This window comes from Sorangium sp. So ce131 (assembly GCF_051519095.1).
Taxonomy (GTDB): domain Bacteria; phylum Myxococcota_A; class Polyangia; order Polyangiales; family Polyangiaceae; genus Sorangium.
In genome coordinates this window covers 3,954,095-3,968,672 of record NZ_CP150455.1, presented here as the reverse complement: position 1 = coordinate 3,968,672, position 14,578 = coordinate 3,954,095, and the positions used below count along the sequence as shown (strand labels likewise).

Genomic DNA, 14,578 nt, shown 5'->3' with positions numbered 1-14,578 from the left:
CCGCACCGCCACACGCAACCTGCCTCCACGGCGGGACGCGGCCCCGGATCGGCAGAAAAACGCCAAGGGCGCCAAGACGCCAAGGGCGCCAAGAAAACAGGGAGATAGAAGAAGGGAATGCAGGGACGGCCCTTCCCTCTCCTCTTGGCGCCCTTGGCGTCTTGGCGCCCTTGGCGTTTTTTCTGCTGATTCCGAGGGACTTCCCGCAGCAGCGCTGCGCGACCTACGAAACCTACGAAACCTACGAAACCTACGAAAACGCGCGCATGCGCGGATCCCGGCGATGGGGTAGTTGACCCCCGCACAACCCGCGTGCGATCATCACCAGGTTGGCCGGGGAGGTCCCGGCCTCTTGGTGATGACATGAGTTTGCTGCGCCCTCGTGCCGCCCGCGCCGCAGGCATCGCCCTGGCCGTCCTCTCGATGGCCGGAGCGCTCCCGGCCCGGGCCGAGCCCTCGGCGGCGGACCGCCAGACCGCCCGGACGCTCCTCATCGAGGGGCGCAAGAAGCGCGACGCGGGCGACGTCGCCGGCGCCCGCGCGGACTTCCAGGCCGCCCACGCGCTGATGCGCGTCCCCACGACGGGGCTCGACCTCGCGCGCGCCGACGAGGCGCTCGGCCACCTCATCGAGGCGCGCGAGACGGCGTACGAGGTGGTGCACCTGCCCCGCGGGGCGCAGGAGCCCGCGGCGTTCACGCAGGCGCGGGCGGCTGCCGCGGAGATGGTCGAGCGGCTCGACGCGCGCATCCCCTCGCTCGTGCTGCACATCGAGGGCGCGCCCGCGGCCGAGGTCGAGGCCCGGGTGGACGGCCAGCCGATCCCCCCCGCGGCGCTCGCGTACCCGCGCAAGCTCAACCCGGGTCGCCACGAGGTGGTGGTGACCGCGCCCGGCTTCCGGACGGAGCGGCGCGACGTCGAGCTCAAGGACGCGGAGCTCGCGCCGGTGGAGGTCCACGTCGCCCTCGTCCCGGGGCGCTCGGCCCCGCCGGAGGGCGTCCAGGGACCGCTGCCGCCCGAGGCCCCGCCCAGGGACACGCGCGCGCCCGTGCCGACGTGGGCGTGGGCCGCGGGCGGCGTCGGGATCGCGGCGCTCGCGGGCAGCGTGGCGTTCGCGGTCGAGCACGCGGCCGCGCGCGACGCCCTCGAGACGGAATGCCCGGGGTCCGTGTGCGACCGGCGGACCCACGACGTCGAGAGCATGGACGCGCTCCGGGGGCGGTGGAACCGGAGCCTGGGTCTGTCGGTGACGCTCGGCGTGGTGGGGCTCGCCGGCGTGGGCGCGGCCGTGGGCGGCATCCTCCTGCGCCCGACGGCAGGGAGCGAACGGGCCGCGTCGCTCATGCCGCTCGTGACGCCGATGACGCAAGGCGTCATCTGGCAAGGGGTGTTCTGATGAGGGCGCGGGATCTTCGTTCGATGGCGGCCGGGGCGGTGCTGGGCCGGGCGGCGCGGGGCTGGGCGGCGCTGGGCCGGGCTGCGCTGGGTTGCGCGGCGCTGGGCTGCGCGGCGCTGGGCTGCGCGGCGCTGGGCTGCGCGCCGGAGCTGGCCCTGTCGGATCCTGCGGGCTCCGAGGGCGGCGGCGGCGCGGGCGGCGAGGCGCCGCAGCCGGGCGGCGAGGTGCAGTGGGCGCGCGAGCTCGGGGGGGACGGGCAGCAGGCCGGGCCGAGCGTGGCGGTCGCGAGCGACGGCAGCGCGGCGCTCGTCGGGAGGCTCACGAAGGCGGAGCGCGTGGCGCTCGACGACGACGCGGTGGACTCGGTCGGCGCGGAGAACGTCTTCTTCGCCCGGCTCGCCGAGAGCGACGGGTCCGGGCTCGGGCTCAGGCGGTTCGGCGCGTTCGACCCGCAGATCGTGAACGCGCTCGCGCGGGATCCGGAGGGGCACCTCCTGGTCGCGGGGGAGTTCTCGGGCACGCTGGAGTTCGGCGGCGCGCCGCGGACGAGCCTCGGCGGGCGGGACGGCTACGTCGCGCGGCTCGACGACGAGGGGCAGGAGCTGTGGGTGCAGCCGCTCGGCGGCAAGGGGCCGCAGGCGGCGACGGGCGTGGCGGCGAGCGAGGACGGGCAGGTCGCGGTGGCAGGCCGCTTCTCGGGCGCGATGACGATCGGCCCGGACCGGCTCGAGAGCGCCGGCGGCAGCGACGTGTTCGTGGCGAGCTTCGACGACGCCGGCAACCACCTCTGGAGCCGGCGCTTCGGCGACGGCTTCGACCAGCAGGCCCGCGCGGTGGCCCTCGACGGGCTCGGCAACGTGATCGTGGTCGGCGATTTCGCCGGGGAGATCGACCTCGGCGGCGGGCCGCTGCGGACCGCCGGCGACTTCGACGTGTTCGTGGCGAGCTTCAACGCGCTCGGCAAGCACCGCTGGAGCAAGCGCTTCGGCGACGCGGGGCCGCAGCGGGCCGTGGCCGTGGCCGTGGACGGGGCGGGCAACGTGACCGTGGGCGGGGAGTTCCGGGGGACGATCGACCTCGGCGGCGGCCCCCGGCGCGCCGGCGAGGGCACCGCGGTGTTCGTGGCGCAGCTCGACGCGAAGGGCGAGCACCGCTGGAGCCGGGCGATCGGCGAGCGCGGCGCGTCGCTGGGGCAGCTGCTCGTCGACGGCGCGGGGAACGTGATCGTGACCGGCGGGTTCAGCGAGGAGCTGAAGCTCGCGGGCGCGCCGCTCGCGAGCGCCGGGGAGACGGACATCTTCGTGGCCAAGCTCGATCCGGAGGGCGGCTATCGCTGGAGCCACCGCTTCGGCGGGCCGGAGCCGGACTGGGCGACGGGCGCGGCGCTCGACGAGAACGAGCAGGTGTTCGTGACCGGGGCGTTCACCGGCGAGGTGGCGTTCGGCGACAGGCAGCTCGGCGGCGGCAAGGGCGCGGACGTGTTCGTGACGAAGCTCTTGCCATGAAGGAGGGAGGCGCGATGAGGCGTTCGGAGAGAGGGTTCGGGCGGTCGCGCGGGCGACGTTTCACCATGGGGCTCGCGGCGGGCCTCTTCGCGCTGATGCTGCCGGCCCTGGCGGTGGCGGAAGACCCGGATACAGACGTCGACGGGATCATCGATCAGGACGACAATTGCCCGAGTGTACCCAATCCGGCACAGGAGGACAGCGACGGAGACAGGGTCGGAGATCATTGCGACAACTGCCCTGCCGTATCGAACGTGGACCAGGCGGATCTCGATGCCAACGGGGTCGGCGACGCCTGCGACGGCGACTTCGACGGCGACGGCGTCCGCAACGACGACGACAACTGCGAGTCGCTCCAGAACCCGGGGCAGGAAGACGCCGATGGGGACGACATCGGCGATGTCTGTGATGAGGACCTCGACGACGATGGCGTCGCCAACGACATCGACAACTGCGATTTCGAGCCGAACCCGGACCAGGCCGACGTGGAGGACGACAAGATCGGCGACGCCTGCGACAACTGCCTCACCGCGGTGAACCCGCGCCAGGAGGACGCCGACGGCGACGGCACCGGGGACGCCTGCGAGCCGGACATCGACTTCGACGGCGATGGGCTCTTCAACGCGGACGACAACTGCCCTGGCAACCCGAACCCCGGCCAGGAGAACGTGGACGGGGACGGCTTCGGCGACGCCTGCGATCTGGACATCGACGACGACGGCCTGCCGAACCTGCCGCAGTCCGAGGACAACTGCGAGAGCGTGCCCAACATCTTCCAGGAGGACACGGACGGCGACGGCGCCGGGGACGCCTGCGAGGACGACGACGACAACGACGGCTTCGTCGACGCGGAGGACAACTGCCCGAACGCGGCGAACCAGGACCAGACCGACACGGACGCGGACGGCCGCGGCGACGCCTGCGATCACGCGGCCGGCGACGACGACGGCGACGGCGTGCTCGACGAGCAGGACAACTGCGAGGGCGTCCCGAACCCCGACCAGACGGACAGCGACGGCAACGGCGTCGGCAACGCGTGCGAGGACAGCGACGACGACGGCGTGACCAACGCGGCCGACAACTGCGACGAGGCGCCGAACGTCGACCAGGCCGACGTCGACGGCGACGGGCTCGGCGACGCCTGCGACGAGGACGACGACGGCGACGGCGCGGCCGACGAGCAGGACAACTGCGCTGCGGTCCACAACCCCGACCAGGCCGACAGCGACGAGGACGGCCAGGGCGACGCCTGCGACAGCAACGACGCGGACGACGACGACGACGGCCTCGAGGACGGCGCCGACAACTGCCCGCTCGTGGCCAACGCCGATCAGGGCGACAGCGACGGCGACGGGATCGGCGACGCCTGCGACGACGGGAGCGACGGCGGCGGCGGCGGGGCGGCCCCGGAGCCCGAGGTCTCGTCCGGGTTCGTCTGCGCGATGCCTGCGATGCAGCGGCACGGCGGCGCGGGCGAGCTCGTCGGCCTGACGGCGCTGCTCGCCGGCGCGATCGGCCTGGGATCCCGCCGGCGGCGCCGCCGCGCGGGGTGACCGCCGCGCGGCGGCCGGTCACACCGGCTCGTAAGCAGCCGATTCGATAGAAGAAACCAACAGCCAACCAGAGGCCGACCGAGGACGCCAGGAGAGGAAGCGACTCCTCTCGTGGCGTGGTCGGCTCAATCCGCCCGGCAGCCTCGCGGAGCGAGACCGCGTGCCGTGCAGGTGCGCACACAGCTATCGACGCGAGCGCCCGCTCGTCAGCCTCCGTCAGCCTCCGTCAGCTTCCGTCAGCTTCCGTCAGCTTCCTGGAAAAGGCGCCAGGGACGGCCGACCCAGGAACAACGTGGGGCATCGCCCCACGGCAGCACGCCGGATCCCAGCGGTTACCGGCATTTTTGTGTACCCGTGCTTTTTTATGAGCCGTGAGCGCGCGGCGATGTGACTAGCCTGCTGGACCGCGCCGGTACACCCGCTCCGCAGCCTGCGCTGTAGGCGGGAGTGCTGAAAGCCACCTTTGGAGATACCATGCGCCTTGCTCTCCCGCTCTCTCTGAGTCTGCTGACGACGACCTTGTTCGGATTCACCCTCGGCGTCGGCTGTAGCGACAGCACCGTGGACGGGGCCGCCCCGTCCGGCGGCGCCGGCGCCGCGGACAGCGGCGGCAGCGCGAGCGGCGGCGGCGGCGCGAGCGGCGGGAGCGGCGGCGGCAGCGCGAGCGGCGGGAGCGGCGGGAGCGGCGGCGGCGGCGCGAGCGGCGGGAGCGGCGGCGCGGGCGCGGGAGGGATCGCGCCCCCGACGAGCATCGCTACCTGTCAGGGCAAGACGTACCTGTGCGGGGATCTCATCGACAACGACGGCGACGGGCTGCTCGACTCGCAGGATCCGGACTGCCTCGGTCCGTGCGACAACACCGAGGACAGCTATTACGGCGGGATCCCCGGCCAGGCCGGGCCTTCGTGCACCGTCGACTGCTACTTCGACCAGGACTCCGGCTCGGGCAACGACGACTGTCACTGGAACCACCAGTGTGATCCGAACGAGGTCGCGCCCGGCTATCACCCCGAGTCGAACAACGGGGAGATGTGCGCCTATAACCCCCGCGCGACGACGCCGGGCGCCCAGACCCAGAGCTGCAGCGATCTGCAGCGGGAGCAGTCGGACGCGTGCCATACCCTCTGCGGTCCGCTCACGCCGAACGGCTGCGACTGCTTCGGTTGCTGCGAGCTGCCTGCGGGCAGCGGCGATTATGTCTGGCTCGGCTCGGACGCCGACGGGACGGGCGAAGGCTCCTGCTCGCGGGACGGCATCACCGACCCGAGCCGCTGCGAGCCGTGCACGCCCGTGACCGCCTGCCTGAACGACTGCGGCCGCTGCGAGCTGTGCCTCGGCAAGGACACGCTGCCTGCAGACTGCTTCGAGGGCAGCGGGAGCGGCGGCGGCGAGGCCGGCACCGGCGGCGGCGAGCCCGGCGCCGGCGGCGGCGAGCCCGGCACCGGCGGCGGCGAGCCCGGCACCGGCGGCGGCGGGAGCGGCGGCGACAGCGGAGGGCAGTGCGCGCCGGGGGTCCAGCCGTGCGGGCTGCCCGGGCAGGAGCCCTGCTCGGCCGCCGAATACTGCATCACGGGGTGCTGCCAGCCCTACATCCGCTAGCCGGCCGCGTGCTGGGGCGTTGTGAACGTGGCGACGAGACGTGACGTGAAAGGAGATCCGTCGATGCGAAGGATGGGGATGGGGACGCGCGCAATGGCTGTCGGGATGTTCTGCGCCTCGGTGGGGATGGGGTGCGGCGGGGGCGACGAGGAATCGCAGAGCTGCTCGCTGTCCGCGCAGACCGGGTGCGCGGCGACGCAGGTGTGTGAAGAGGTGGAGGGCGCCGAGCCGGCCTGCTTCGAGCCGGTGACCCTCAGGGGCCGCGTGGTCGACTCGCTCGACGACAAGGCCATCGCGGGCGCGCGGGTGCTCGCCCGCGACGCCAACGACGCGGTGATCTCGCGGGTGGCCGTCACGAAGGAGGACGGCACGTACGAGCTCGTCGTGCCGGCGCGGCGCGACGCGAGCGGCGCGCCCGTGAAGGCCGACGTGACCCTGCGGGCCGACGCGCTCGCCTACGAGACGTTCCCGAAGGCGCCGCGGGTCGCGCTGCCCATCGACCTCGCGACCGCGGCGGGCCAGCCGCCCTCGATCGCGTCGGCGGCCACCGAGATCGCGCTGCTGCCGCTCCCGGACAGCGCGGATCTCGGGGCCGTCTCAGGCGTCGTGCGCGCCGACACGCCCGGCGGGACGCTGGTGGTCGCGGGCGGCGCCACGGGCGCGGCCGACCTCGACGGGACGTACACGATCTTCAACGTGCCGTCGGGCGAGGTCACGGTGAAGGGGTATGCGGCCGGCCTCGCGCTCGACACGGCGACCGCGACGGTCAGCGCGGGCGCGGAGACCAAGGGGGTCGACCTGCACGAGACCGGAGAGGCCACCTCGGTCGTGAGCGGCAAGGTGGAGATCGTGAATGCGCCCGGCGGGAGCGCGACGTCGGTCATCCTCGTCGTGGCCGACACCTTCGATGCGACGGCCGCGCGCGGCGAGACCCCGCGCGGGCTCCGGCAGGGCAACGTCAGCGGCGTGTTCTCGATCGACGGCGTGCCCGACGGCGAGTACGTGATCCTCGCGGCGTTCGAGAACGACGCCCTCGTGCGGGATCCGGACACGTCGATCGGCGGGACCGAGATCGTGCGCATCACGGTCGCGGGCGCAGAGTTGCCGGTGCAGGAATCGTTCAAGGTGACGGGAGCGCTCGCGGTCGTGTCGCCCGGCGCGAGCACCTTGGAGGAGGTCAGCGGGACACCGACGTTCGTGTTCGAGGACGACTCCAGCGAAGATCTCTACGGGGTGGCCCTGTTCGACGCGCTCGGCAAGAAGATCTGGGAGAACACGGAGGTGCCCAGGGTGAATGGGAGCGAGGACGTCTCGGTCGCGTACGACGGCCCGGCGCTGATGCCGGGCATGATTTACCAGTTCCGCGCCACCTCGTGGAAGGACGGCGCGGCCATCTCGCAAACCGAGGATCTGAAGGGGGTTTTCCTCTACAAGTGACGGCGAGGGAGCGAGCGCGGCGCTCTGCCCTCACCCGGCGTGCTCCCGCCGCTCCCTGCGTCGGCGGCGGAAACACCACACGATCCCGAGCGCCAGGACGCTAGCCACCGTCCCCGCTGCCCCCGGCGTGCGGCTCGCATCGCCGCCGGCTGCGGCGTAGGCGCAGCTGAAGCAGCAGCACGGCTCGGGCGGCGCCCCCTCGCCGGTGTGGCCCCCCTCCCCGCCTGCCGCGTCTCGACCCCCGCCGTCGCCGCCGGCTCCGCCGGCCCCCGCACCGTCCCCTCCGTCCCCGGCTTCACCGCCGCCGGCTCCACCGCCGCCGCCGCCGACTCCACCGGCGCCCCCGGCTCCGCCGACACCGCCACCTCCCCCAGCTCCGCCGCCGCCCGCGCCGACCAAGACGCCTACGTCCCTGCCGCCCCCGTCGCCGCCGCCGGCCCCCCCGGCGGCGGCGGTCGACGCCTCGATCGGCGTGTTGCGGCAGCCGTACATAGAATGGCACTCGTCCGTGGTCGTCGGGTCTCCATCGTCGCAGTCGAGGGGAAGGTTGCTCAAGCAGTCCCCCTCAAAGCAGACCTCGTCTCCGTTGCAGGCATCGAAGTCACCGCAGGACGTGCCGTCCGGAAAGACCACGTTCGGGGGACAGCTCCCCGCGCCGTCGCAGTACTCCGCCGGGTCGCACGGAAAGCCGGGTCGGCAGAGGACGCTGGTCGGCTCGGCGACGCACAGCGCCGAGCAGCAATCCCCGTCGAACAGGTTGCCGTCGTCGCACTCCTCGCCGCGCCCGAGCTCGCCGTCGCCGCAGATCGCGGGGAGCACGAGCAGGAGCGTCGGATCCGCGGCGCCGGCCAGCACGGGATCGTCGGTGAGCACGCTCGACTCGTTGATGCCGTCGGAGTCGGCGTCGAAGTAGACCGTGCCCTGGTTCGACACCACGAGCCCCTCGGTGAACGGCAGGAGCTCTCCCTGTATCGAGATGAGCACCCACTCCCCGGGCGCGACCTCCCCGTCCCAGCCGAGCGAGTTCGTCACGGGATCGGCCGCCGCCGCCCCCTTCTCCGCGATCGCGCCGCTCAGCGCGATCTCGGGCGGCAGCACGTCCGTGAACTCGTACCCCGGGTTGTCGCGCTGCGCGCGACCCCCCGTGTTGTTGAGGAGCAGCGTGTAGACGACGGACTCGTCGGCGACGCGCGTGCTCACGACCGTCAAGACGCCGATCACGCGCGTCGGCACGGAGACGACCGTGCTCAGCTCGTCCTCGTTGTTCTCCGGATCCGGATCGTGCTCGGCCGCGTCGACCTCCGCCTCGCTCTCGATCTCGCCGACGACCGCCGGCGGCGCGAGCGCCGGCGCGACCACGGTGACCGCGATCGAGGAGCTCGCCCCGGCGGCGAGCGACGCGCGCCGGCACACGAGCTCCTCGTCCTCCAGGCCACACGTCCAGCCGGCCCCGGCGGCCCCGACGAGGCTCGCCCCGTCCGGCAGGATGGACGTCACCACGACGTCGCTCGCGTCGCCCGGCCCCTCGTTGGTGACCGCGATCGTGGTCGTGAGCTGCTCCCCCGGCGCCACGGGATCCGGCGCGGCATCGAGGGCGATCTCCAGATCCGCCCCGCAACCCCGGGCTTCGACCGGCACCGCGGCGAGCACGACGTCGTCGATCGCGACGCCGCACGGCCCGGCGCGCCCGACGTCGGTGCAGCGCAGGGTCGAGTCCTGCGTGTACTCGAACCGGAGCTGGACGGTCCGCCCGCGCATCCCCTCGCCCGGGAAGCGGATCGCCACGTGTGTGCGCCCGCCCGAGCTCCCGGACCACACCGACTGGTCCCCCAGGTAGTCCGGGTCGCCCAGGGCCGGGAGGTGCTTGGGAAAGTGGTGGCTCGCGCCGGTCGTGATCCGCTCGGCGAACGCCTCCGCGAGGACCGCCCGCCGCGCGGCGCCGTCGGTGACGTCCTCGACCCGCAAGGTCAGGCCGTCGAAGGCCTGAATGAAGCGCTGCGGATCGTCCTCCAGGTCGTAGGTGAGATCGAAATCGAGCGCGACGTAGGACGCCCCGGAGCCCTCCGGGATCGTCACCGCGGGCGACACGAGCGCGACGCTCCCCGTCGTCGGGCCCTCGTCGTGAAACGCCGCGTCGTCGCCGGGCGTCAGCGTCTGCGCGACGACCCAGGGAGCGACGGAGGCCGGCCCGCCGGTGCGCTCCGACCTCCAGCCGGACGGCAACGCGGGCGCGCTCGCGGCGTCGAAATCCTCGCGGAGCAGGACGTCGGGCGCGCCGGGGACGCCCGTCTCGATCCGGACCGGCAGCTCGATCGCGCCCTGATCGGCGCTCACCGTGAGCGTCAGATCGATCGGGTCGCCGGGGACGAAGTCCCGGGCCGTGCTGATCTGGAAGGGGATCTCGCTCGCCGCGGCGCCGAGCGGCTCGATGTCGGGGTAGTCCGCGTTCGACGACACGACGGTCACGGACGGGGTCTCCGCGGCGAGCGTCGCCGAGATCCCCGAGACGGTCGTCCTGCCCGAGGCCGGGTTGGCGAGGTAGTTCTCGAGGTACACCCGGACCTCGACGAGCTCCCCCGGGTCGACGAGCTCGTTCGCGCGATCGCCGCACGCCGCCTCCGCGATCCGCGTGCCGACGGCGCGCAGCGGGACGACACGCACGAGCTCGTCGCGGACATCGACATGGACGTTCGGCGCGATCATGGACGCCGACGTCGGCTGCCCCTCGTCGAAGCGCGGCGCGTCGCCCGGCACGCTGAAGGCGCTGAACAGCTCGCCGGCGACCGCCACGCCGCCGATGTGTTCGCCGAGGTTCTGCCGGGTGGTGTCGTTGCCGTACCCCGCGTGGAACGCGCGGTCCGAGATCGGCGCAGGCGGGCTCCAGGTTGCGCCCAGATCGATCGACGAGGTGTGCATGATCTCGGTCAGATCGCCCGTGCCCGCGACATCCTGGTCGTAATAGACGACGTGCGCGCTGCCGGTCGTCCGGTCGACCGCGACGAACGGGAAGAACTGGGCCCGATCCCGCCCTGGATCGCTGTTGAGCAGCACGGGGCTGCCGGCGGCGCACTGGCCCGCGAAGGCGCGCAGGGCGATGTCCCCCGTCCCTCCGGCGCCGCTCCGCTGATAGACCACGTAGACCTGCCCCGTGGCGTGATCGACGTCGATCGACGGGGAGCTCCTGGCACGGTCGACGCCGAGGACCTGATCTTCAGGGGGGTAACCGTCCACGTCGAGCAGGACGGGCGGCTCCCACGTGGCGCCGCCGTCGGTCGAGCGGCGGCAGCCGATGTTGCGCAGGGAGCTCCCCGGCGCGATGGATCGCCAGACGGCGTACACGACCGCGTCGCGCTCGGCGCCGCCGGGGAGGACGCGGGCGCTCGGCCCGTCGACCTCGCCGCCGGCCGGCGCCTGCGCGAGGACCGCCGCGGGCGACCAGGTCTGGCCGAGATCGTCGGAGCGGCTGTAGAGGATCCTGGGGGACGCCCCGCCGCGCTGGACCCAGGTCGCGGAGAGCCGTCCGGTGGTGGTGTCGACGTCGAGGGACCCCTGCTCGGCGCTCTCCCCCGCGACGAACGAGGGCGTCACCTCGACCGGCCCGGACCACGCGGCTCCGGCCGCGCTGCCGGAGCCCGACGTGTGGAGGCCGAGGCCCTGGAGGTCGTCGGCGGGGCGGACGTACGTGGAGGCGCTGACGAACACGTCGCGGCTCGGGTCGTAGGCGACGCGGGGGGAGCCGAGCACCTCACCGCCGGCGGCGGCGCGCAGCGCGCTCTCGCCGCTCGGGCCGAGCACCTCGGCGAAGGTCCGCCCGCCGTTCGTCGAGCGCGCGACCGCGGACAGGCTGACGGGGCTCGCGAGGGCGCCGCGCGGGTCGGTGTAGGCGACCACGAGGAGGCTCGCGTCCGCGTTCGCGGCGATCGCCGCGTCGCGCTGGGCGCCGAGCGCGTCGGGCGCGTGCGCGGCGCGGTCCGCGCTCGCGGCGATCGCGCGCCGCGCCGCGCCGAGCGCCTCCGGTTCGTCGCCGCCACAACCTGCGCCGGCGGCGAGCAGCCCTCCGGCGAGCAACCAAGCGATCCTGCGTCGCGCGCGCACGAGCACCTCCGAGCAGAGATCGATGCCGCTCGCTCGCAGGACGTGCCGAGTTGTCCCAGCCGGATCCTCGGCTGCCGCGCGCCGGCTCAGCGGCTGCGGCGCAGGGTGCAGCCTTCGATGGCCGGCGGGGCCGGCGGGGCCGCCGGGGCCGCCGGCTCGGCGGGGCGGGGCGGGAGCACGAGGTCCGCGAGGCGGCGCGCCGCGGCGAAGGCGACCTCGTGGTCCGCGGCCGGGTCCTCGCCGAGGTTGGCGCGGCCGCTCAGCGTGAGCATCGCGATGCCGTGCAGGCCGGCGAAGAGCACGTGTGTGTCCTCCGCCGGCCGCGCGCTGCCGTAACGGCCGAGGAGCCCCACGAAGGCGCCCCACAGCGGCCGCGCGAGCCGCAGGCGCCCCTCGTCGCGCAGGCGGGCGCGATCGAAGCGGCGCTCGGCCATGAGCCAGTACAGGTCCGGGCGCCGGAGCGCGAACTCGACGTAGTACACGGCGAGCGCGCGCGCGTCGGCGCCGGCCCGCGCCCTCGCCTCCAGGCCCTCCGCGAGCATCCGCCACCCGGCGCCGTCGACGCGGATGAGGAACCCGTCGAGCGATCCGTAGTGGTGGTAGAGCACCATCGTCGTCTGACCGAGGAACGCCGCGAGCTTGCGGGCGGTGAGGTCGTCGCGCGTGAGGCGCCCGTCGCAGAGCGCCTGGAACACGCGCTCGACCGGCTCGTCCGCGGCCATCACACCCATGCCCGCGAGTCTGCCACGCCCGCGCCTCGCCCGGTTGACGGCGATAGGATAACAGTGTTATCCTCGACCGTCATGGAGTTGCTTGGCAGGGGCGACAGGGGCAACATGGGCGACAGGCGCGGCTGGGACGGCTGCGAGATGGCGGCTCGCGGGGCGGCCCGGCGCGGCCGCGCGCGGGCGGCGTGCCTGCGCGCACGGGCGGCGTGCCTGGCGGCGGCGGGCGCGCTCGCGGGGGCGTGCACGTCGTCGCGGCCTCCCGCCGCGGACGACGTGCCCGCGGGGCCGTACGAGGTGGTGGACGGCTGGCCGCGCGTCCCCGAGGGGGTGGTGTTCGGCCCTGCGCTCGACGTCGCGGTCGACGGGCGGGGGCGTGTGCTGGTCAGCCACGCGGCCGGGCGGGACTCGGGCAACGACGCGCCGATCGGCGAGCCCACCATCCTGGTCTTCGATCCGGAGACGGGGGAGCTGCTCGACGCGTGGGGAGAGGGGCTGTTCGTGTACCCGCACGGGCTGGAGGTCGATCGGGACGATTTCGTGTGGGTGACCGACTCCGAGCAGGACCGGGTGTTCAAGCTGACGGCGGAGGGGAGCGTGGTGATGACGCTCGGCGAGGTGCCGTGATGCGCGCAGGCGGCTGGCTCTGTCTGTCGCTCGTCTCGCTCGGGTGCGCGGCGAGCCCCGAGCAGCTCGATCGGCCCACGAACGTGGCCTTCGGCCTGAACGGCGACGTGTACGTGGCGGACGGCTACAACCACGCTCGTGTCGCCCGTTTCTCCGCGAGCGGCGAGTTCCTGGCGGAATGGGGCGAGAAGGGCTTCGCCTCGGGGCAGTTCGACACGCCCCACGGGATCGTCACGGACGACGAGGGGCGGGTCTACGTGGCGGACCGGGAGAACGCGCGCGTCCAGGTCTTCAGCGAAGGCGGCGAGTACCTCGCGCAGTGGAAGAGCGCGGCGCTCGGGCGGCCGTGGGCCATCGCGTACGGGCCGGACCGGCACCTGTACGTGGTCGACGGGGGCGACCAGGATCCGGAGCGCCCCCGAGGGCACGTGCTGCGGATCGATCGCGAGGGGGCGATCGTGGAGCGGTGGGGCGCGGCGGGGGATGGCCCAGGGGAGCTCGACTGGGGCCACGGCATCGCGGTCGGCCGGGACGGGAGCGTCTACGTGACCAGCCTGCGGGGGCGCGGCGTGCAGAAGTTCCGGAGGACGAAGTGAGCGGGCGGCGGCGGGCGGGCGCCGGCGCGGCTCCGGCGCTCGCGGCGCTCGTGGGCGTGGTCGCGGCGCTCGCGCCCGCGCGGAGCTCGGCCCAGGGCGTGGGCGACCTGCCGATGCGGGCGGCGGACCGCGGCTACGTCGCCCTCTACGGGGTGTTCTCGGCGTCGCCGCAGGACCGCGAGATCGCGACCGTCCATGTCGCGCCGCAGATCGCGGCGGGCGTGCGCCTGAACGGGTGGCTGACCGCGACCGCGGACGTGACGTCGGCCTGGACCACGTTCCAGGTGGAGGGCGAGGCGCGGCGGTCGTCGTTCCGCTTCGGCAACCCGTTCGTGGCCGTGCAGGCCGCGTTGCTCGACGAGGAGAAGCGCGGGATCCACGCCGGGCTCGGCCTGGCGCCGCCGCTCACGACGTTCCCGGGGACGATCCCGGTGAACACGGAGGTCGAGTACAACTATGCGGTCGCGACCGCGGCGCGCGGGTTCGGCGACCCCTGGCTCTGGGCGCCCAACGCGATCCCGATCGCGCTGCTGCTGCGCGCCAGGGCGGAGCTGGAGGCGCCGGTGGTGCTCGGCGCCTCGCTGGAGCCGGCCGCGCTCATCTCGGTGAGCTCCAACCCGTCGCGCCTGGCGCTTTCGGCCGCCGCGCACGCGGGCGTGCGGCTCGGGTGGCTGACGCCCGGGCTGCGCGTGCAGGTGCTGGCGCAATCGGCGCCGCTCGCCGGCCGCGACTTCGCGCAATGGGCGGCGGTCCTGTATGCGAACGCGGAGCTCGAGGCGGTGTTCGTGCGCTCGCAGCTCGCCGTCAACCTGGACGCGCCCTTCGGCCTCGCGGGGCAGCGAGGCGCGACCGTGTGGGGCGTGGCGGTGGGCGGCGGCGTACGCCTTTAGAAGACCGATCACGTTAATCGAGCGAGAAACTAGACGCCAAGACGCCAAGAACGCCAAGACATCCTCATTTCTTGGCGTTCTTGGCGTTCTTGGCGTCTTGGCGCCTTGGCGTTCCTTTCTCCCTCGATGCAACGCGAGCGGTGTTCTAGAGGAGAC

10 protein-coding genes are annotated in these 14,578 nt (G+C 73.7%); 8 read left to right on the top strand and 2 right to left on the bottom strand.

The features are described from left to right. Window positions 1–363 precede the first annotated feature (363 nt). The 5 genes from WMF43_RS14710 (at window position 364) to WMF43_RS14690 (ending at window position 7,489) form a co-directional block, all read left to right on the top strand. Complete coding sequence (locus WMF43_RS14710; protein WP_437680805.1) at window positions 364–1,395, top strand: hypothetical protein; 1,032 nt, start codon at window positions 364–366, stop codon at window positions 1,393–1,395. Further along, window positions 1,395–2,900 (top strand): hypothetical protein, encoded by a 1,506-nt coding sequence (locus WMF43_RS14705; RefSeq protein WP_437680804.1) that lies wholly within the window; start codon window positions 1,395–1,397, stop codon window positions 2,898–2,900. The genes WMF43_RS14710 and WMF43_RS14705 overlap by 1 nt, the downstream gene beginning before the upstream one ends. Window positions 2,901–2,914: 14 nt before the next feature. Then, window positions 2,915–4,453, top strand: coding sequence for a thrombospondin type 3 repeat-containing protein (locus tag WMF43_RS14700; protein WP_437680803.1), 1,539 nt, complete (start codon window positions 2,915–2,917; stop codon window positions 4,451–4,453). A gap of 474 nt (window positions 4,454–4,927) precedes the next feature. Beyond that, entirely contained in the window at window positions 4,928–6,052 is a 1,125-nt protein-coding gene (locus tag WMF43_RS14695; RefSeq protein ID WP_437680801.1) for a hypothetical protein, read from the top strand. Between the two features lie 78 nt (window positions 6,053–6,130). Beyond that, on the top strand, window positions 6,131–7,489 hold the full coding sequence (locus WMF43_RS14690; protein WP_437680799.1) for a hypothetical protein: 1,359 nt from the start codon (window positions 6,131–6,133) through the stop codon (window positions 7,487–7,489). Window positions 7,490–7,519: 30 nt separating this feature from the next. Here WMF43_RS14690 and WMF43_RS14685 read toward each other — a convergent pair whose 3' ends face one another. Then, window positions 7,520–11,557 carry a hypothetical protein gene (locus WMF43_RS14685; protein WP_437680798.1) on the bottom strand — a complete coding sequence of 1,346 codons (4,038 nt, stop codon included), beginning with the start codon at window positions 11,555–11,557 and terminating at the stop codon, window positions 7,520–7,522. Between the two features lie 113 nt (window positions 11,558–11,670). Then, window positions 11,671–12,315 (bottom strand): TetR-like C-terminal domain-containing protein, encoded by a 645-nt coding sequence (locus WMF43_RS14680; RefSeq protein WP_437680797.1) that lies wholly within the window; start codon window positions 12,313–12,315, stop codon window positions 11,671–11,673. Between the two features lie 54 nt (window positions 12,316–12,369). Between WMF43_RS14680 and WMF43_RS14675 the strand changes: the two genes are divergently transcribed. From WMF43_RS14675 to WMF43_RS14665, 3 genes are read left to right on the top strand one after another with little or no spacing between them, the layout of a single operon-like run. After that, window positions 12,370–12,936 (top strand): hypothetical protein, encoded by a 567-nt coding sequence (locus tag WMF43_RS14675; protein WP_437680795.1) that lies wholly within the window; start codon window positions 12,370–12,372, stop codon window positions 12,934–12,936. Next, window positions 12,936–13,532 (top strand): hypothetical protein, encoded by a 597-nt coding sequence (locus WMF43_RS14670; RefSeq protein WP_437680793.1) that lies wholly within the window; start codon window positions 12,936–12,938, stop codon window positions 13,530–13,532. The genes WMF43_RS14675 and WMF43_RS14670 overlap by 1 nt, the downstream gene beginning before the upstream one ends. Beyond that, a complete protein-coding gene (locus WMF43_RS14665; RefSeq protein ID WP_437680791.1) occupies window positions 13,529–14,422 on the top strand; it encodes a hypothetical protein in 894 nt (297 codons plus the stop codon). The genes WMF43_RS14670 and WMF43_RS14665 overlap by 4 nt, the downstream gene beginning before the upstream one ends. Window positions 14,423–14,578: the final 156 nt, after the last annotated feature.